Raw genomic sequence first — 19,606 nt, forward strand, 5'->3', positions numbered from 1 at the left:
CGCATGCGCCTGCTCCTGCGGATCGTGACCCTTGCGTGTCTCTGCGTGATGGCGGCCTGCGGAGGGGGCGGCGGCACATCGTCGAACGCGGGGACGCCGTCGATCGACGTCAGCGGCGCGAACGTGGCGACGATCACGGTCGGCGCAGGGCCCGTCGTCAACGGCCAGACGCTCACCGCGCCGAACATTCCGTTCGTCACGCTGACGATCTGCGTGCCGAACACCTCGACGTGCACGCAGGTCGACCACATCGAGCTCGATACGGGCTCGGCCGGGCTGCGTCTGGTCAGTTCCGCCGCGATCGCCGCGCTCGGCCTGCCGCTCGAAACGGTGACGGGCGGCGATACGCTCGCCGAGTGCGCGCAATTCGCGGACGGCGTGACCTGGGGCGCGGTCCGGCTCGCCGATGTCCGGATCGCGAACGAACTCGCGAGCGGCATTCCCGTCGAGATCGTCGCCGACAGCGCCGTGCCGGCGATTCCCGAAGCCTGCTCATCGATCTCGACGCCGCTGCAGACGGTCACCGCGCTCGGCGCGAACGGCATCGTCGGCGTCGGCACGCTCGTGAACGACTGCGGCACGTCGTGCGAGCAGCAGGCGCTCGATTATTACTACGGCTGCACGGCGTCGTCGTGCTCGACGACGACGCTCGACCAGGACGCGCAAGTGCCGAACCCCGTCGCGCACTTCGCGAGCGACAACAACGGCACGATCATCGAAATGCCGTCACTACCGGCGGCGGGAAGCGCCGCGGCCCAGGGCGCCGTGATTTTCGGCATCGGCACACAGTCGAACAACGGCGTGTCGGGCGTCACGGTCTATACGACGGATTCGAGCGGCCGCTTCACCGCGACCTACGGCGGCGCGGCGCTGAACCAGAGCCTCGTCGATTCGGGCTCCAACGGCCTGTTCTTCCCGAGCGCGATCGCCGGATGCTCGCCGACGTCATCGGCGAGCGGCTTCTACTGCCCGGCTTCGACAGCCGCCGTCAGCGTGGCCGTCACGGGCACGAATGGTGCGACGACGACAGTCGATTTATCGATCGGCAACGCACTGTCCCTGTTTGCGAGCGGGAATCTCGCCTATGACGATATCGGCGGTTCCCTGTCGGGCCTGTTCGACTTCGGTCTGCCGTTTTTCTACGGCCGCACGGTCTACACCGCGATCTCGGGACAGTCGACGCCGGCCGGCGCCGGACCGTATTACGCGTTCTAGACGGATGTTCCGGACGCGGCGCGCGCTCGCGTGCGACCGCGCCGACGGACGCGCGCCGGCGATTCTTTACAATGTACGGACTTTCGAGCGCCCGTTGCCCGTTGCCCGTTTGACGCGCCCGAGCCTATGCCACGCTCCGTGCCCCGCCTGGTGCCCTGCTTTATGTCACGTTTCCTCGCTGTTGTCGTTGTCCTGTTTTCGATCCTGAGCGTCGCACCGCGCGTGTCGGCGCAAAGCGCGGCCTCATCGGCAACCCCATCGGCAACCCCATCGGCCGCCGCTTCGGGCGCCTTGCTGACGCCCGAGCAGGCGCGCGACGCGCTCGCCGTGCTCAACGACCCGAAGCGCCGCGCGCAGGTCGAAGACACGCTGCGCGCGGTCGCCGCGGCCAACACGCTGGCCGCGCCGGCGGCGGCGTCCGCGCCGGAGCCGGCAAGCTCCGCTGCGGCAAGCGCGCCCGTCGCGGCGTCCGGCGTCGCCGCCGCGTTCAAGTCGAACAGTCTCGTCACGCAGGTGTCGCGGCAACTCGCGCATTGGGCCAGCATGGTCGGCCACGAGACGCGACGCTCGATGTCGACCTTGCTCGACATCCACTCGGCGACGCTCTGGTGGACCGCGCATACGGCGACGCCCGAGGGACGCACGGCGCTCTGGCAAACGTTCTGGATCGTGATCGCGAGCCTCGTGCCGGCCTGGGCCATCGAATGGGGACTCCTGCGGCTCACGCTGCGTCCCCGCACCGCGATCATTCAGCGCGCGAACGCGGCGGCGGCGGCCGACGCGAATGCCGAGCGACACGACGCCGAGCTGACCCCCGACGAGCGCGAGCAGGCACAAGGCGAGCAGATCAGCGAGGCGCTGCGGCACGACGGCGGCCACGCGCCGCATCTGCGGCTGACCCATCTCGCGATCGGCAAGCGCCATGCCGTGCGTCACTGGTCGCTGCTCCGGCGCGTGCCTGCCGCATTGCTCAACGCCGTGCTCGGCACCGTCCCCGTGATCGGCTTCGCGCTCTGCGCAAGTCTGCTCATGTCGATCCTCGCCGACGACGGCTCGGCGGCCGAAGAGATCGCGTCGTCGCTCGTCGATATCTATGTGATCTGCCGTGCCGTGCTCATCGTCGGGAACCTGTTCTTCGCGCCCTACGCGCGCGGCCTGCGGCTGTGGCGCGTCGGCGATGACACGGCGCTATTCGTGCGGCGCTGGGTGCGCCGCATCGTCGCGGTCGTCGGCGTCGGCAGCGCGCTCGCCGAGGCGCCGCTGCCGCTCGGACTCACGCTCGACGCGCACGCCGCGATCATGAAGCTCGTCGCGCTGATCGCCCATGTCATGGTCGCGATCGTCATCCTGCAATGCCGCCGCCCCGTCGCGCGATGGCTGCGCGAGACGTCCGCGCACTCGCAAACGCTCGCCTACCTCGGCAACTGGCTCGCCGACATCTGGGCCGGCGTCGCGATCTTCTTCGTGCTCGCGCTTTGGCTCATCTGGGCGCTCGACGTCAACAACGGCTTCGAGACGCTCGTGCATCTCGGCGGCGTCTCGCTGCTCGTGCTCGTGCTCGCGCGCGTGATCGCGATCGTGTCGCTCGGCGCGCTCGCGCATGTGTTTCGCGCGAACCAGAACGACGACACCGACGACGCATCCGTCTCGCGCGACGGGCAATCGATCGTGCAGCGGCGCGCCTATCGCTACTACCCGATGCTTCAGCGCTCGCTCTCGATGCTGATCGGCATCGTCGCGCTGCTGACCTTGCTCGATATCTGGGGCATTCACCTGCTGCGCTTTCTCGTCGCGAATCCGATCGGCCATCGGCTGATCTCGGCGCTCGTGACCATCGCGGTCGCCGCCGCGATCGCCGTCATCATCTGGGAAGCCACGAATATCCTGTTCGAGCGGCGGCTGCGCAAATGGACCGAGCGCGGCGAATTCATCCGCGCGACGCGCTTGCGCACGCTGCTGCCGATGCTGCGCAGCGCGCTGCTCGTCGCGATCGCGCTCGTCGTCGGCCTCACGGGCCTGAGCCAGATCGGCGTCAATACGGCGCCGCTGCTCGCGAGCGCGAGCATCTTCGGCGTCGCGCTCGGTTTCGGCTCGCAGAAGCTCGTGCAGGACTTCATCACGGGCATTTTTCTGTTGATGGAAAACGCGATGCAGGTCGGCGATTACGTGACGGTCGCGGGCGTCTCGGGCACGGTCGAATATCTGTCGATCCGCACGGTCCGGCTACGCGGCAGCGACGGCTCGCTGTTCACCGTGCCGTTCAGTTCCGTGACGACGGTCAACAACGTGAATCGCGGCATCGGCAACGCCGCTGTACGCGTGAGCATTGCGTACGGCGCGGACGTCGATCGCGCGATCGACACGCTCAAGCAGATCGGCGCGTCGCTGCGCGAGGATCCGCTGTTCAAGGACGGCATCCTCGCCGATTTCAGCTTCTGGGGCGTCGATAGCGTCGACGGATCGGCCGTCACGCTCGCGGGGCAGATCCAGTGCCGTGACACGATGCGCTGGCCGGTCCAGCGCGAGTTCAACCGGCGCATTCTCGCGCGCTTCAGCGAGGTCGGCATCGAGATCGCGAATCCGCTGCGCAACGTCATGATGCCGCCGCGCGCGGCGAGGTCCGATATCGAAGCGGATGCCGGGACGGACACGCGCGGCGGCGCGGATGCACACCCCGGCGCTCGCATCGATGCGAGCGCCGGCACCCACGCCGATGCCGATGCCGACGCCGACACGACCGCCCGCGGCCAGACCGCCGGCCCACGGCGAACGCAACCGTGACCCCCGATCGGCCGCGAGAGCCCGCGCGGTCGTCCGATCCTGCGGGCGCGGACGAGATCGATCCCGCGATCGCCGCCGTGCTGTCGGTGCTCTGGGAGACGGCGAACGATCCCTCGGGCAAACTCGCGTCGCTCGCGCGACTCGGCAAGCGCACGCAGCTTGCGCAAAGCGCACTGCGGCGCTACCTGACGGCGTTGAGCGACGCCGGACTCGTGAGCGTCGCGCTCGACGAAGCGGGACTCGGCTCGGCTGCGCTGACGGCGCTCGGCCGCACGATCTGCGAGGATCTTTTCGGTCCGCCCGACCGCGCTTGAGCCGATCCTGGAATCGGCTAGCTGGGTCGGCTCCCTGGGTCGGCTCGCCGAGTCAGTCCCCCTGACTCGACCGCTGAGCGGACCCTCGATGCAAGCCTCGAATCAGCCCTTGAGCGCGCGCGCGTGATGCGCGATGTGGTCGCCGATGAACGTCGAGATGAAGTAATAGCCGTGGTCATAGCCCGCGTGGCGCCGCAATTCGAGCGGCTGTCCGACGCTGCGGCACGCGGCTTCGAATGCGTCGATGCGCAACTGCGACGCAAGGAAGCCGTCGTCGAGCCCCTGGTCGACGAGCAAGGTGCCGTCCCATCGCACGCCGAGTTCGCCGATCAGCGCCGTCGCGTCGTGCTGCCGCCACGCCGCACGGTCGTCGCCTAGGTAAGCGCCGAACGCCTTCTCGCCCCACGGACAGCTCGCGGGCGCAGCCACCGGCGCGAACGCCGACACCGAGCGAAACACCGACGGATGACGCAACGCGAGCGTCAACGCGCCGTGCCCGCCCATCGAATGGCCGAACACGCCGATCCGCTTCGCATCGATATTGAAGTGTTGCGTGACGAGCGCCACAAGCTCGTCGACAACATACGACTCCATCCGGTAATGCGCATTCCATGGCGGCTGGGTCGCGTCGAGATAGAAGCCGGCGCCCACGCCGAGATCCCAGTTGTCGGTTTCGCCGGGCGCGCCCGCACCGCGCGGGCTCGTATCGGGCGCGATCAGCGCGAGGCCGTGCTCGGCCGCGAAACGTTGCGCGCCCGATTTGATCGGGAACGTCTCCTCGTTGCACGTGAGGCCCGCCAGGTAGATCAGCGCGGGGACCGGCGCGCCGGCATCGGCGCCGCGCGGCAGAAAGATCGAAAACCGCGCGGGCAAGCCGAGCGTCGACGACCGATGGCGATAAAAGCGCTGGCTGCCGCCGAAGCTGCCGTGCGCGCTGATGAGTTCGAGTGTTGCGGTCAGGTCTTGGGTCGTCATGAACGTCTCGATAAAGTTCAGCGCGCTAGTGTAGAGCGTGTTCGCTCGGGCGACAGCGTCGCACAACGTTGCGGCCGACCGCGCGACATCACGCGCAACGCACACGATACACACGCGATACACACGCGATCCGCACGCGCCCTCGCCACGCCGTTTCCCGCGCGGCATTTGCCTGCGCGCTCTCCCGCATGTTATAAACGCGAATTATTCGCATTTATAACATGCGGATCGTCTTTCCTTTTTCGATGCACTGACCGTCTGTCGTCCATGCCTGGCCTGTCCGGAACCCTCCTCGCGTTGCTTGCGGGCGCGCTCTGCTATCTCGCGTCGCCGCGCCAGCAACTGCTGCCGCCGCGCGCGCGGCCGCGCCTGTGGCTCGGCGCCGCCGCGCTCTGCATGGCCGCGGCGATCGCGCTCTGGTGCACAGCGGACGGCAACGCCGCAGGCGTCTGCGCCGCGGTCTGCGCGCTTGCCGCCAGCCTTGCCATCATGCCGTTCGTCGGCGCTTACTGGAGCCGCGACGCGCGGCTGCGGCGCAAGACGGCGCGCGCAGGCAAGCGGCGCCGCGCAACCGAGCACGGCGCGGCGCCGCGCGAGCCGGAGGCTCGATGACGCTTCGACTGTGGAGCACGGCGGTGCTGACGTTGCCGCTGTCGGTTGCGCTCGCGGGCCTCTTTGCGTGGACGATGCCCGGCGGCTGGCATCGATCGGCGCTCCTCGCGATGGTATTGTTCTTCCCGCTGTGGATCGGCATCTTCTGCAGCGTATTCGCGTTGACGACGACCCGGCGCGCCATCATCGGGCTGGGTGTCGGCAATCTCGCCGCATTCGCCTTGCTTTACGCGGCGCGCGCACTGCTCGCCTGACACTTTATGCGTTCATCGACCCTTCGCGGTTTTCAGTGGCTCCACACGTGGGCGGGCATCTGCGCAAGTTTCATGCTGTTCATCGCCTTCGTCGGCGGCACGCTGACGATGTTCCACGACGAGATCGAACGCTGGGAACGCCCGGCGTCGCGCCATTTCGCGGTCGACGGCGGCCCGGCCCAACGTCTGGTCGGCACGCTCGTGGCGTTGCATCCGATGGCGGCCGACAATTTCGGCATCGTGCTCGCGAACGCGACGCATCGCGAACCGTACGTCTACTGGAGCGACGGCGCAGACTGGCAGGAAGCGCGGCTCGCGAACGGCGGCAAATCGCCGCTCGACAAATCGCTCGGCTTCGACGACTTCACGCAGGACACGACGAGCGCCGCCGAGCAGGCCGAAATCGCGCAGCGCGCACACCTCAAAAAGCTTGAAATCGAACGCCGCGCGCGCAATGCGAGCGCGGCCAGCGCCGCCAGCGCGGCCGGACATCCGACGCCGCTCGTCAAAACGCCGCCTGAGCCGTTCAACCCCGCGACGATCATGGTCGACCACGACACGCTCGACCTCAGCACGACGCCCGGGGTCGGCGACTTCGTCGACCGGCTCCATTACTCGCTCGCCCTGCCCGAGTTCGGGCTTTACGTGATGGGCATCGTGTCGCTGATGTTCGGCGTGGCGCTCGTGACGGGCCTCATGACCCATCTGCCGCGGCTCTCGCGCGATCTGTTCGCGCTGCGCCCGGGTTCGAATCTCAAGATGTTCTGGCAGGACGCGCATAACGCCGTCGGCGTGCTCGCGCTGCCGTTTCACGCGGTGATCGCGATCACGGGGTGCGTGCTCTGCCTGGGACTGGTTGCGGCGATGCTGTTCAACACGATCGCGTTCAACGGCGAGCTCATGGACGAGATCACGTCGATGCGCGCGTCGGTGCCCGCGAAACCCGTCGTCGCCGTGCCGGGCGCGCCGATGAATGTCGACGGCCTCGTCGCTCACGCACGCGCGGCCAATCCCGATTTCACGCCGCGCTGGATCGCCTACGTCCGTTACGGCGCCGACGACGGCACGGCCGAGGTCTGGGGCGACAGCGACCGCGCGCTCGGTTCGCTCGGCTCGGTGCTGCTGCGCCTGAACGACGGCGCCGTGCTCGCCCAGCAAACCGCCTCGACGCGCGACGCGAACCACACCGTCTCGAGCGCGATCTACGGTCTGCATTTCGGTTCTTACGGCGGTGTCGCCGTGCGATGGATCTATTTCGTGCTCGGCATCACGGGCGCGGTGCTCGTCTACACGGGCAATCTGCTCTGGATCGAGGCGCGCCGCAAACGCGCGGGTGACGAACAGCCGCTTTCGACGCGCCATATCGCTCGTGCGACCGTCGCCGTCTGTATCGGCAGTTGCGCGGGCATTGCGTTTGCCTTCGACATGGCGCTGCTCGTACCGTCGTTCGACGCGGCGTCGGTCTATCTGACCGCGCTGCTCGGCGCCGTGGTCTGGTCGATCGCGCGCGCGCCCGTGATCGCCGCGCGCGACCTGCTGGTCGCGACGGCGGTCTGCTCCGCGCTCGTGCCTGTGCTCGACGCACTGCTGACGTCCGACAATCTTTTCCACAGCCTGCGCTACGGCGACTGGCAACTCGCGGGCATCGACCTCGCCGGGCTCGCGTTTGCCGCGCTTTTCGCGACGCTCGCCGTCTTCACGCACCGCCGCGGCCGCGACGGCGACCCGAAGAGCGTCTGGGCGACACCGTCCAACGGCCCGGTAGCGGCGCTTCGCAAGCCGTCCGAAACCTGACGCGCGACGTGCGCGGCTCGCCGCCCTACCACGGATCGCGATACCAAACCAGATACGCTCCGCGCGCGCGAACAGGTAAACTCGGGCGCTGCACAAGGCGCCCCCGAACCCGCGCACGCCGCGCCGGGATCGTAAAAATGGGGCGCGACGCAGTCATTTGAGCGTTCGGTCGTCAAGCATGCATAACGTCGTTACGGGGTGGTTCGGTTTATCAACGCTGTGGATCGTCGCGCTCGCGTGGCGCCTCGTCGCGTCGCGTCTGACTTCGCATGACGATCTCCACGCGCCGCGGACCGTTCGCACGATACTCGGCGCGATCTGCGTGCTGACCGCGAGCGCCGTGCTCGAAGCCGGCGTCTGGATCCGGCTCGCGCCGGACGGCGCGTTCGATCGCGTGGGACGCGCGCTGCTCGGCGCATTCGGCTCGACGCCCAGCATCGCGATCGGTGTCGTGGGCCTCGCGTTCGGCCTGCCCTGGCTGTTCGGCACCCGTATCTCCGCGCTCGTCGCGGATCTCGTCGGCAACGGCGCGTCGGATGCCGATGCGCCGCGCCCGGCTCGCCGCGCGGTGCAAGACGGCGGTGCGTCATATGCCGAACCGCGCTGGCGCACGAGCGGGACGGCGGATGCGCCGTTGACCGAGCGGCGTCCGTCGAGCGGCCTGCGCGCGCCTGGCGAACTCGGCACGAGCCAGCGGCCCTCGGTGTTCAGCACGGCGAGTGCGAATGCGGCGCGGCACGCGTCGCGACGCACGACACACGTGACGCCGGGCGCCGAACCGGTCGAGATCATCACGCCGGAATCGCTTCGCCTCGCGCCGCGCGCAAACCCCGGCGCGCAGGGCACGCGTGCGCCTGATGCGCAGACCACGGCGCGCCACGCGACGCCGCACGCGCCCGCGACGTATCGGACCATCACGACGACGCCGGAATCGGCCGCGCAGACGGTTCCCGAGGCCGCGGCGAGCCCGCGCGCACGGACGTCCGCCCAGGTCGCGGCAGCAGCAGCAGCCCGGCAAGCCGCCGCTGCCGCGTTGCGCGCGCGCGCCTATGGACAGCCCGTGCCCGGTTCGACGCCGTCGCGCCAGAACACGGACACGCGGACCGGCGCCCGCACGGACGGGATCGAGGACGGCGCGACCGCCTCGATCGAGCCGAACACGTCATCGACGCTTTCGAACGCATCGGCGGATACATCGCGTACACCGAACGAACGCGCCGCATCGCCGACCACGCGTGAATCGGGCGATCCGCGCGACACGGCGCCTTCCGCCGACACGATCGCCGAGACATTCCGCAACGTCGAACGCATGGCCGCGCAATGGCCGACGCTCGCGGGCGCGGGCGCTGCCGTCTCGGCGAACGTCGCGGACGGCGTCGCGAGCCCCGACATCTCGGCGGCCGCGCCGGCATCGGCATCGGCATCGGCATCGGAATCTGCGCCGGCACACGAGCAGGTGTCCGAAGTATCGTCGCTCGCCGTGATCGAGCCGATCGAGCCGATCGAGCCGATCGAGCCGGTCGAGCCGGTCGAGTCGGTCGAGTCGGTCGAGTCGGTCGAGTCGGTCGAGTCGGTCGAGTCGGTCGAGTCGGTCGAGTCAAGCGACGCAACGATACCCGCGCCGGATGCGCGCGCAATCGATCCGGTCCTCTCGCTCGCGCCAGGCGACGCACAGGATATCGACGCGCCCTCCCCTACGCCGCGCCCCGCGATGGAAGCGGATACGGATGCGCATGCACGTGCAAATGCTGATACCGATGCACATGCGAATACAGATGTCGATGTCGACTCCGTGGAAATCGGCATGCCCCCTGTCACGGCACCCGACACATCGCACGACGAAACCGAAGACCCGACGCAGCCGATCGATCTCGGCGTGTTCACGCCGGGCGGCGACGTCGGCGATCGCGTTCGCTACGCAGACGCGTCATCGACGTCCCCTTCGCCGGTGCACGACACCGAGTCCGTCGGCGCGTCGGCCCACGAGGACATACACGCGCCCGAGACGCTGACCGCACCCGTTCGCGCCTTGCCGGCCAAGGCCCGTGCTGACGCACCCGCTCCCGCGACCGCCGATATGCGCGTGATCGATCTCGCCGCGCTCGAAGCCGAGGTCTCGACGCGCGTCGATGCGGATCCCGCACCCAGCGCGTCGCCGTCGCATTCGCCGACCGCGCCGATCGCGACGATCGATCCGCCGGACGCGCGAACCGACATCGCGCTTGCGAGCCCGCCGCCGTCGACCGCGACGATCGACCTCTCCGACTCAAGCGAGGCGTCGGTCTCGCTCGCCACCGCGGCGACGCCGGTCTCGCTGACCCCGCATCAACCGCTGCTGCCGCCGACCGACGAACTCGCCACGCTCGACTTCGCGACGGCCTTTCCGATTCCCGCGTTCACGCCGCCGCCCATCGCCGCCCCCGCGCCGCGGCCGGCCGCCGCGTCTGCGGCGCCGGTCGTACCGGCCGTACCGGCGGGTCAGCAAGCGACCGAGTTCGAGTTTCATCCGCCGAGTGCGTCGCACGTCGAACTGCCGGGTCTCGCGTTGCTCGCGTCGGCGGCCGATCCGCACGAACCGGCGTCCGAGTCCCTGCTCGCCGAAACCGGTCAATTGATCGAGCAGCGCCTCAAGGAATTCAAAGTGCCCGTGACCGTGGTCGGCGCGTCGGCCGGCCCTGTCATCACGCGGTTCGAGGTCGAGCCCGCGCTCGGCGTACGCGGTGCGCAGATCGTCGGCTTGATGAAGGATCTGTCGCGCGGGCTGGGCCTCACATCGATCCGCGTCGTCGAAACGATTCCCGGCAAGACTTGCATGGGGCTCGAACTGCCGAATCCGAAGCGGCAGATCATCCGGCTTGCCGAAATCCTCGCCGACGGCGCCTATCAGAATTCGACATCGCATCTGACGATCGCGATGGGCAAGGACATCACGGGCACGCCCATCGTGACCGATCTCGCGCGCGCGCCGCATATGCTCGTCGCGGGCACGACGGGGTCGGGCAAATCGGTCGCGATCAACGCGATGATCCTCTCGCTGCTCTACAAGGCGACGCCCGCCGATGTGCGCCTGATCATGATCGATCCGAAGATGCTCGAATTGTCGGTCTACGAAGGCATTCCGCATCTGCTCGCGCCCGTCGTGACCGATATGAAGCTCGCGGCGAACGCATTGAACTGGTGCGTCGGCGAAATGGAAAAGCGCTATCGGCTTATGTCGGCGCTCGGCGTGCGCAATATCGCCGGCTTCAATCAGAAGATCCGCGACGCGGCGCGCGAAGAACGCAAGATCGGCAATCCGTTCTCGCTGACGCCCGACGCGCCCGAACCGCTCGCGCCGCTGCCGCTGATCGTCGTGATCATCGACGAACTCGCCGACCTCATGATGGTCGCGGGCAAGAAGATCGAGGAACTGATCGCGCGCCTCGCGCAGAAGGCGCGCGCGTCGGGCATCCACCTGATCCTCGCGACGCAGCGTCCGTCGGTCGATGTGATCACGGGGCTGATCAAGGCCAATATTCCGACGCGCGTCGCATTCCAGGTCTCGTCGAAGATCGATTCGCGGACCATCCTCGACCAGATGGGCGCGGAAACGCTGCTGGGCCAAGGCGATATGCTGTTCCTGCCGCCGGGCACCGGCGATCCGCAGCGGATCCACGGCGCGTTCGTCGCTGACGACGAAGTACATCGCGTTGTCGAGCATCTCAAGCAATTCGGCGAACCCGAGTACGAAGCCGCGATTCTCGATCCGGGTCCCGCTGAAGGCGTGACGACCGACTTGTTCGGCGAAGTCACCGACCCCGAGGCCGACCCGCTCTACGACGAAGCCGTCTCGTTCGTCGTGCGGACGCGCCGCGCGTCGATCTCGTCGGTGCAACGGCAATTGCGGATCGGATACAACCGCGCCGCGCGGCTCGTCGAGCAGATGGAGGCGGCCGGGCTCGTCTCGGCGATGGGCGTCAACGGCAGCCGCGAGGTGCTCGTCGCCGGTCCGGCCGACTGAGACGCGCCGCCGAAGGGGACGACCCCGTGTCGAGCGCGGGATGCACTAAAGTGTGGCCCACGCGGCATGCAAGCTGGCAGAATTCGGCAATCGAACCTGACAAAACGCTTTCATGGACACACTCGAAACACTCGTACTCGATCCGAATGCCTGGGCCGCGCTCGCGACGCTGATCGCGATGGAAGTCGTGCTCGGCATCGACAACCTGCTGTTCATCTCGATCCTGACCAACAAGCTGCCCGCCGCGCACCGCGAAAACGCGCGGCGCATCGGGATCGGCCTCGCGCTGATTCTGCGGCTCGTGTTGCTTGCGACCGTCTCGACGATCGTCAAGATGACCACGCCGCTCGTGACCTTCTTCGATCACGGCTTTTCGTGGCGCGACCTCATCCTGGTCGCGGGGGGTCTATTCCTGGTCTGGAAATCGACGCGCGAGATCCACCATCACATCGCGGGCGGCGACGAACACGATGCGCCGGCCGACTCGGGTTCCGCGGCCCAGGCGGGCTTCGTCGCGGCCATCGGACAGATTCTCGTGCTCGATCTCGTGTTCTCGGTCGACAGCATCATCACCGCGGTCGGCATGACGGAACACATCCCGATCATGTTCGCGGCGGTCATCGTCGCGGTCACCGTCATGCTGTTCGCGGCGGGGCCGCTCGCGAACTTCATCGCGCGCAACCCGACGATCGTCATGCTCGCGCTCGGGTTCCTGCTCGTGATCGGCATGACGCTGATCGCGGACGGCTTCGGCACGCACGTGCCCAAAGGCTATATCTACGGCGCCATGGCGTTCTCGGCCCTGGTCGAAGGACTCAATATGATGTCCCGGCGCGCGCGCGCGAAACGCGCCGCGTCGCGCGCTTCGTCACGCGCGTCCTAGTGTCCGTCTGAAGGTCCGTATCCACGGCCGCCTGAATGCACGTCGGGGTACTCGTCGGGGGGCACATCGCAGCGCACGCTGGAACGCGCATCGGAATGCACCCCGTCGCGCGTCCCGACAGGCTCAGACTTCGAGCGCGTCGGTCTGCGTGCTCGATGCGCCGCGCGTGCCGCCGAGCACGGCGCGCAAGCGGTCGCGATCGAGCTCCTTTTCCCAGGCCGATACGACGACCGTGGCGACGCCGTTGCCGACGATATTCGTCAGCGCGCGGCACTCGGACATAAAGCGATCGATGCCGAGGATCAGCACCATGCCCGTCAATGGAATCGTCGGCACGACCGCGAGCGTGGCGGCGAGCGTGATGAACCCCGCGCCCGTCACGCCGCTCGCGCCCTTCGAGGTCAGCATCGCCACCGCGAGCAACGTCAATTGCTGGCCCAGCGAGAGATCCGTGTTCGTGGCTTGCGCAATGAACACGACCGCCATCGTCATGTAGATATTCGTGCCGTCGAGGTTGAACGAATACCCGGTCGGCACGACGAGACCGACGACCGAACGCGAGCAACCGAGCTTTTCGAGCTTCTGCATGAGCTGCGGTAATGCGGCCTCCGACGAGCTCGTGCCGAGCACGATCAACAGCTCTTCCTTGATATAGGCGACGAAACGCACGATGTTGAACCCCGTGAATCGCGCGACCGCACCGAGCACGACGAGCACGAATACGACGGACGTCAGATAGAAGGTGCCGACGAGCTTGAGCAGCGGCACCAGCGAACCGACGCCGTACTTGCCGATCGTGAACGCCATCGCACCGAATGCGCCGATCGGCGCGAGCTTCGTGATGATCCCGACGATCTTGAACAGCGCCTGCGACGTCGAATCGATCAGATCGATAAGCGGCTTGCCGCGCTCGCCCGAGGTCCCGAGCACGACGCCGAACAGGATCGCGACGAGCAGGATCTGCAGGATCTCGCCTTGGGCGAACGCGTCGAAGATCGTGTTCGGAATGATGTGCATGAGAAAGTCGGTCGTCGTCTGCTCATGCGCCTTGGCCGCGAAGCTCGCGACGGCCTTGCCGTCGAGCGTGGCGGGATCGACGTTGAAGCCCGCGCCGGGCTTGAGCACATGCGTGGCGATCAGGCCGAGCACCAGCGCGAACGACGACACGATCTCGAAGTACAGCAGCGCCTTGCCGCCGACGCGGCCGACTTTCTTGACGTCCTGCATGCCCGCGATACCCGCGACGACCGTGCAGAAGATGATCGGCCCGATGACCATCTTGATGAGCTTGATAAACGCGTCGCCCAGCGGCTTCGCATCGATCGCGAGCGACGGATAGAAATGTCCGAGCAGCACGCCGAGCGCGATCGCGACGATCACCTGGACGTAGAGGACCTTGTGGACAGGCTTTTTCATGCGCGTCTCCGAGTGGGGTTATGGTTATGCCCCTTGCGGGACTCGGCCCCCTTAGTGCAAGGTCGATGCCATCTCGGAGACGACGCGTTTTCCCTGGAATTTCAGGGCATTGCGACCGCGACGCGGGCGCGTGCGTCCGGAGTTCCGGATTCGCGCCGACGCAGGTCTCCGGATTTCCGGACGTCGCGCATCGGGGCGCTTGTCGACTCGCTTTCCGATCCGCTTGTCGATCCGCTTGTCGACCCGCTTTCACGCGGTCCGGCACGTTATGATTCGGCCGATGAAGTTACGCACCTTGTTCCCGCTTGCCGCGTTCGGACTCGCGCTCGTCGTCGCGTGCTCGGTCGTCTGGACCGTCACGCGCGAGCGCGGGGTCGAGGCCCTGCGCAAGGGGGCGGCCGCGCGGCTCGAACGTAACGTCGGCACGCTCAAAAGCACGCTCGACCGCTACGAATACCTGCCCTACCTGCTCGCGCTGCATCCCGATGTGCAGAACGTGCTCGCGTCGCCCGACGCGGAATCGGTCGATCGCGCGAACCGCTATCTCGAAGACGTGAACGCGCATGCGCGCGCGACCGTCACGTATATCGTGCGCGCCGACGGCCGCTGTATCGCCGCGAGCAACTGGCGCACGCCGAGCAGCTTTATCGGAGAGGACTATCGTTTCCGGCCGTACTTCGTCGATGCGCGCAACGGCGGCATCGGCCGCTTCTTCGGCATCGGCACGATCTCGCGCGAGCCCGGCTACTACATCTCGCAGCCCGTCTATCGCGACCATGCGCTTGTCGGCGTGGCCGTCGTCAAGCTCAATCTCGAATGGTTCCAGCACGCCGACGAGTCCGAGCCGATGCTCGTCGCCGACGATCATGGCGTGATCTTCCTGTCGTCGAATCCCGCGTGGAAATACCGGACGCTCGCACCGATTCCCGCGGCCACGCTCGACGCGATCCGCGACGTGCGGCAATACGCGCGCGAAGCGTTGCTGCCGCTGCCGATCAACATCGCGGCGCGACTCGCCGGCGATGCGCAGATCGTCCATATCGGAGAACGTCCGCTTGCGCCCGCGTATCTCGCGACGCATCGGCATCTCGACGCGCCCGCCTGGCAATTCGTGAGCGTCGCGCCGATGGCGAATGTCGAGCGCGACGCAGCAAACGCAGCCACCATCACGGCGTTCGGTCTGATTTCGGCGTGCCTGCTGCTCGTCTATCTGCGTATGCGGCGTATCCGGACCGTCGAGATGGCGCGCAGCCGCGCGTTGCTCCAGCAGGCCTATGCCCAGTTGAATGCGCGCGTCGAAGCGCGCACGGCCGACTTGTCGGCGGCCAATGCGCAGCTCACGCGCGAAGTCGCCGAGCGAACCCGTGCCGAACACGAACTCCGCGCGACGCAGAACGAGTTGATCCAGGCGAGCAAGCTCGCGGCGCTCGGCCAGATGGCGGCCGGCATCACGCACGAGCTCAATCAGCCGCTGACCGCATTACGCAGCTTCTCGGACAACACGCGCGTGCTGCTCGAACGCGGGCGGCTCGATGCGGCGACCGAGAATCTATCGGCCATCGCCTCGCTGACCGAACGCATGGGGCGGATCACGAATCAACTCAAGCTGTTCGTCGGGAAAGCACGCCCGATGATGACCGACGCCTCGCTGCAGGCCGTGCTTCGCAACGCGCTCGCGGTCCTCGAGGTTCGGCTCGGCGGCGTGCGGTTCGAAGCGACGTCGGATCTCGCACCCGCGAGCGCGGAGATCGAGCGGCCCGCTGCAAGCCCGCTCGACTGTGTGCCGCCTGAGCTTCGCGTGCACGGTGAATCGCTGCGGCTCGAACAGGTCGTCATCAACGTCGTCGGCAATGCGCTCGATGCGCTGGCCGGGCGCGCGGATCCGCGAATCGCGCTCGACGTGCGCGCCGATGCGGCTTCGGTCCGGCTGACGATCGAAGACAACGGCCCCGGCATCGACGACGACGCGCTGACGCATCTGTTCGAACCGTTTTTCACGACGAAGGAAATGGGCGCCGGTCTCGGCCTGGGCCTCGCGATCTCGTCGTCGATTCTGCGCGAGTGCGGCGGCGCGCTCGATGCGGGCAACGTATCCACCGGGGGCGCGCGATTCGCCATCACGTTGCGCCGATCGGACTTCGATAAACGGATGAATTCATGACACGCGATCAACACGTGCTGGTCGTCGAGGACGACGCGCTGGTGCGCCTCGCGAGCGTGCAGAGCCTGCAGCTCGCGGCATTCGACGCGACCGGCGTCGGTTCCGCCGAAGAGGCGCTCGCGTATCTCGATACGACGCGTGTGGGCGCGCTCGTCAGCGACGTGCGCTTGCCGGGGGCGAGCGGGCTCGAGTTGCTCGCCCATTGCCGCGAGCGGCGCCCCGACGTTCCCGTCATTCTGATGACGGGTCACGGCGATATCTCGATGGCGGTCACGGCGATGCGCGATGGCGCCTACGACTTCATCGAGAAGCCTTTCGCATCCGAGCGGCTCGTCGAAACCGTTCGCCGGGCGCTCGAACATGGGCAACTGATCCACGAGAATCGCGCGTTGCGCAGCGCGCTCGCGATCGAACGCACGCCGACGAGCCGGATCATCGGCCGCAGTCCGGCGATCGAGCAGATCCGGCGATTGATCGCGAATGTCGCGCCGACCGACGCGCCCGTGTTGATCCACGGCGACACCGGGTCGGGTAAGGAGCTCATCGCGCGAAGTCTCCATGAAATGTCGACGCGAGGCGAGAAGCCATTTCTCGCGGTCAATTGCGCGGCGCTGCCTGAAACCATGTTCGAGTCCGAGATGTTCGGCTACGAAGCCGGGGCATTCACAGGCGCGAGCAAGCGGCGCATCGGCAAGATCGAACACGCGTCGGGCGGCACCTTGTTTCTCGACGAGATCGAGAGCATGCCGCTCGCGTTGCAGGCCAAGCTGCTGCGCGTGCTTCAGGAAGGCACGCTCGAGCGGCTCGGATCGAACCAGCCGATTCGGGTCGATTGCCGCATCGTCGCGGCCGTCAAGGGCGATATCGAGCACTTGATGGCAAGCGGACAGTTCCGGCGCGATCTGTTTTATCGGCTCAACGTGGTGACCGTAACGCTGCCGCCGCTCAGCGAGCGACGCGAGGACATCGTCCCGTTGTTCGAAGCGTTCGTGCTCGATGCAGCGGTCCGGTATGCGCGGCCCGCGCGTCGGATTCCGCCGGAATTCGCACACGCGCTCATGCAACGCGCATGGCCCGGCAATATTCGCGAACTCCGCAACGCGGCGGATCGCTTCGTGCTCGGCATCGAAGACGCGCCGGCGACGTTCGAGATCGAATCGGCAACGGGCAAGCGCGACTCGCTACGGGAGCGTGTGGATCAGTTCGAGCGCGCCGTGATCGCCGATACGCTCGCGCGATGCGGCGGCGTCGTGGCCGTCGCGGCCGAGCATCTGCAAGTCGGCAAGGCGACGCTCTACGAAAAGCTCAAACGATACGGCATTACCGGTGCGAACGACGCGCCGCACACGCAGGGGCCTTGAGCATCGCACGACGGTTCGTGCGTTCGAATGGCATCGGTGCCGTCGAGCCGTGTCGCGAATTCGCTTGAATCGGGATCACGCGAAATCCCACTCGGCGTCGATCGACGCGCCGAGTTCGATCCACGCGCCGTCGCCTTCGATGGCGATCGCGTTTTGCCCGAACGTGAGCCCGCCTCCGACGCGCGGGTTCGCGCGATAGATCGCAAGCGTGTCGAGCGGTTCGTGAGGCCAGTGGGGATCACGCATGCCGTCGGTCTGATCGATCGTCGTGATCGGACACCGCGCGCAGGGTTTCGAGAGTCGCAACACGACGGACGGCGAACCGGCGATCGTGAGTGTTTCGATAAAGTCCTCGTCATACGCGTCGAGGCCCGATACGACGATGTTCGGGCGAAACCGGCTCATCGGAATCGGGGTCGCGCCTTTCGCAAGCAAGCGCCCGTTGAGTTCATCGAGCGACGCCTCACCGGTCACGAGAATCGGAAAACCATCGGCGAATTGCGTGACGGCATCGTGTTCGCCCGTCCATTTCTTGCTGACGGCGCGCGACACCGAAGGATCGAAGCGCACGAGACGAAGCGTCGAATCCAGGCGCTGCGAGAACCACTGCGCCGCACGATCGCCCTCGTCGATGGCCACCATGCTGTCATCCCAGACACTGACCTGGCGGCTCGGCGTGCGCGTCGGTGGCTTCAGCGGCAATTCAAGCGCGGGCATGCCGTCGCTTCGGACAACGAGGCAATCGCCCTCGAATGTCGGCACGATGCGCGCCATATCCGGATACGTGCGCTGGCTCACGAATCCGTCGTTCACGTCCACGACCATCCAATGCCGATCCCATTCGAGGCCCCAGGGGGTCAGTCGCGCGCGTTCAAGCGCGAGACCCGCGCACGATTTGATGGGATAGCTATGAAGTCCGGTGAGTGTCGGCATAGATTCGGTCAAGTCCGTGCAAAGCGCATGACGCTGCGGAGCGTCGGGGTTCTCGATTGCCCGATTGTAAATCTCGATGCAAGGTGCAGCGCGCGAGGTGCGACGTTTTCGTGCGACGACGGTCGCCGTCACATGGGACCTCGATCTTGCCGGTGCGGATAACCGGGCGCGCGCGCGGGCGCGTGTCGGCCGTGCGTAATCTGCAAGCGGCAGCCGAGATACGGCGCGCATTCTGGCGATCCCTAAATTGTTTGAGGAGCGGTCATGGAGAACATCGGAATCTCGTTACGCAATGTCGCCGATCACCCGAGGATGCGCGCCCAGGAGACCGCCGAGGCGCGGCCGCCGCTGTGGGTCCGATTGAAAGCCGCTCGCAACGCTGGCGCAGTTGCACTGTGTGCCGTGGCGGGTTTGACGATGTGGGGGAGCGCGCGGATCTCGATAAACAACGGCATGGTGGCGCGCGTGCTCGGCGAGATTGGATTGGAGCACGCGATGCAGGCCGGGGCTGTCATCGGCGCCGCGGGCGGCTTGGTGTCGCTGAGTGCAATCTTGGGCGGCATCGTCTTGGTACGGCCGCAGATGCCCACCCGCTCGCTGATGTATATGCTCGGCGCATGCACATCGCTCGGTGTCGCGGTCGGATCCGTCGCGGGGGCGATGTTCGGACGACTCGGATGGCAACAGATCGAAGACATCGTCCATCCGCGCGGATAGTGGCGCGCGAGTGGCGTGTCGCGCGCGTGACGCGACGTAGGAACACTGCGGCGCATTGAGCGAACTGACGCGCGCGAATCAAGTGCGCCAAATTGGCGCTTAAAAGCAAAAAGCCCTGCTCGGATGAGCAGGGCTTTCTGGTGTTAAACAGCCTGACGATTACCTACTTTCACACGGGAACCCGCACTAT

14 protein-coding genes are annotated in these 19,606 nt (G+C 67.0%); 11 read left to right on the plus strand and 3 right to left on the minus strand.

Annotation, left to right across the window (positions count from 1 at the left end):
* Positions 1–3 precede the first annotated feature (3 nt).
* From D7S86_RS26795 to D7S86_RS26805, 3 genes are all read left to right on the plus strand, one after another.
* Positions 4–1,215, plus strand: a complete 1,212-nt coding sequence (locus D7S86_RS26795) for a DUF3443 domain-containing protein (RefSeq protein ID WP_121091167.1) — start codon at positions 4–6, stop codon at positions 1,213–1,215.
* A gap of 162 nt (positions 1,216–1,377) precedes the next feature.
* Positions 1,378–3,996, plus strand: coding sequence for a mechanosensitive ion channel domain-containing protein (locus D7S86_RS26800; protein WP_121091169.1), 2,619 nt, complete (start codon positions 1,378–1,380; stop codon positions 3,994–3,996).
* Positions 3,993–4,310: an ArsR family transcriptional regulator gene (locus tag D7S86_RS26805; protein ID WP_121091171.1), complete on the plus strand. Its 318-nt coding sequence runs from the start codon at positions 3,993–3,995 to the stop codon at positions 4,308–4,310. Before D7S86_RS26800 ends, D7S86_RS26805 begins: the two co-directional genes overlap by 4 nt.
* A 102-nt stretch (positions 4,311–4,412) precedes the next feature.
* Here D7S86_RS26805 and fghA read toward each other — a convergent pair whose 3' ends face one another.
* Entirely contained in the window at positions 4,413–5,285 is an 873-nt protein-coding gene (fghA, locus tag D7S86_RS26810; RefSeq protein ID WP_121091201.1) for an S-formylglutathione hydrolase, read from the minus strand.
* A 267-nt stretch (positions 5,286–5,552) separates the two neighbouring features.
* Here fghA and D7S86_RS26815 point away from each other — a divergent pair, with 267 nt between their 5' ends.
* From D7S86_RS26815 to D7S86_RS26835, 5 genes are all read left to right on the plus strand, one after another.
* Complete coding sequence (locus D7S86_RS26815; protein ID WP_121091173.1) at positions 5,553–5,897, plus strand: hypothetical protein; 345 nt, start codon at positions 5,553–5,555, stop codon at positions 5,895–5,897.
* The gene (locus D7S86_RS26820) at positions 5,894–6,151 is read left to right on the plus strand and encodes a hypothetical protein (protein ID WP_121091175.1); all 258 of its coding nucleotides are present in this window, start codon (positions 5,894–5,896) and stop codon (positions 6,149–6,151) included. Before D7S86_RS26815 ends, D7S86_RS26820 begins: the two co-directional genes overlap by 4 nt.
* Positions 6,152–6,157: 6 nt before the next feature.
* Entirely contained in the window at positions 6,158–7,945 is a 1,788-nt protein-coding gene (locus D7S86_RS26825) for a PepSY-associated TM helix domain-containing protein (RefSeq protein WP_121091177.1), read from the plus strand.
* Positions 7,946–8,123: 178 nt separating this feature from the next.
* Entirely contained in the window at positions 8,124–11,945 is a 3,822-nt protein-coding gene (locus tag D7S86_RS30470; RefSeq protein WP_121091179.1) for a DNA translocase FtsK, read from the plus strand.
* 112 nt (positions 11,946–12,057) lie between these two features.
* Complete coding sequence (locus D7S86_RS26835; protein WP_121091181.1) at positions 12,058–12,828, plus strand: TerC family protein; 771 nt, start codon at positions 12,058–12,060, stop codon at positions 12,826–12,828.
* Positions 12,829–12,951: 123 nt separating this feature from the next.
* Here the strand turns inward: D7S86_RS26835 and D7S86_RS26840 are convergent, their stop codons facing one another.
* Positions 12,952–14,244, minus strand: coding sequence for a dicarboxylate/amino acid:cation symporter (locus D7S86_RS26840; protein ID WP_121091182.1), 1,293 nt, complete (start codon positions 14,242–14,244; stop codon positions 12,952–12,954).
* Between the two features lie 280 nt (positions 14,245–14,524).
* Here D7S86_RS26840 and D7S86_RS26845 point away from each other — a divergent pair, with 280 nt between their 5' ends.
* Together D7S86_RS26845 and D7S86_RS26850 are read left to right on the plus strand one after the other, a co-directional pair.
* Positions 14,525–16,405, plus strand: coding sequence for a sensor histidine kinase (locus D7S86_RS26845; RefSeq protein WP_240648422.1), 1,881 nt, complete (start codon positions 14,525–14,527; stop codon positions 16,403–16,405).
* On the plus strand, positions 16,402–17,766 hold the full coding sequence (locus D7S86_RS26850) for a sigma-54-dependent transcriptional regulator (RefSeq protein WP_121091186.1): 1,365 nt from the start codon (positions 16,402–16,404) through the stop codon (positions 17,764–17,766). Before D7S86_RS26845 ends, D7S86_RS26850 begins: the two co-directional genes overlap by 4 nt.
* A gap of 75 nt (positions 17,767–17,841) precedes the next feature.
* Here D7S86_RS26850 and D7S86_RS26855 read toward each other — a convergent pair whose 3' ends face one another.
* Positions 17,842–18,699 carry an MOSC domain-containing protein gene (locus tag D7S86_RS26855; RefSeq protein WP_121091188.1) on the minus strand — a complete coding sequence of 286 codons (858 nt, stop codon included), beginning with the start codon at positions 18,697–18,699 and terminating at the stop codon, positions 17,842–17,844.
* A 264-nt stretch (positions 18,700–18,963) separates the two neighbouring features.
* Here D7S86_RS26855 and D7S86_RS29320 point away from each other — a divergent pair, with 264 nt between their 5' ends.
* A complete protein-coding gene (locus tag D7S86_RS29320; RefSeq protein WP_147432490.1) occupies positions 18,964–19,416 on the plus strand; it encodes a hypothetical protein in 453 nt (150 codons plus the stop codon).
* The last annotated feature ends 190 nt before the right edge of the window (positions 19,417–19,606 follow it).

It is taken from the genome of Pararobbsia silviterrae (assembly GCF_003628125.1).
GTDB lineage: Bacteria > Pseudomonadota > Gammaproteobacteria > Burkholderiales > Burkholderiaceae > Pararobbsia > Pararobbsia silviterrae.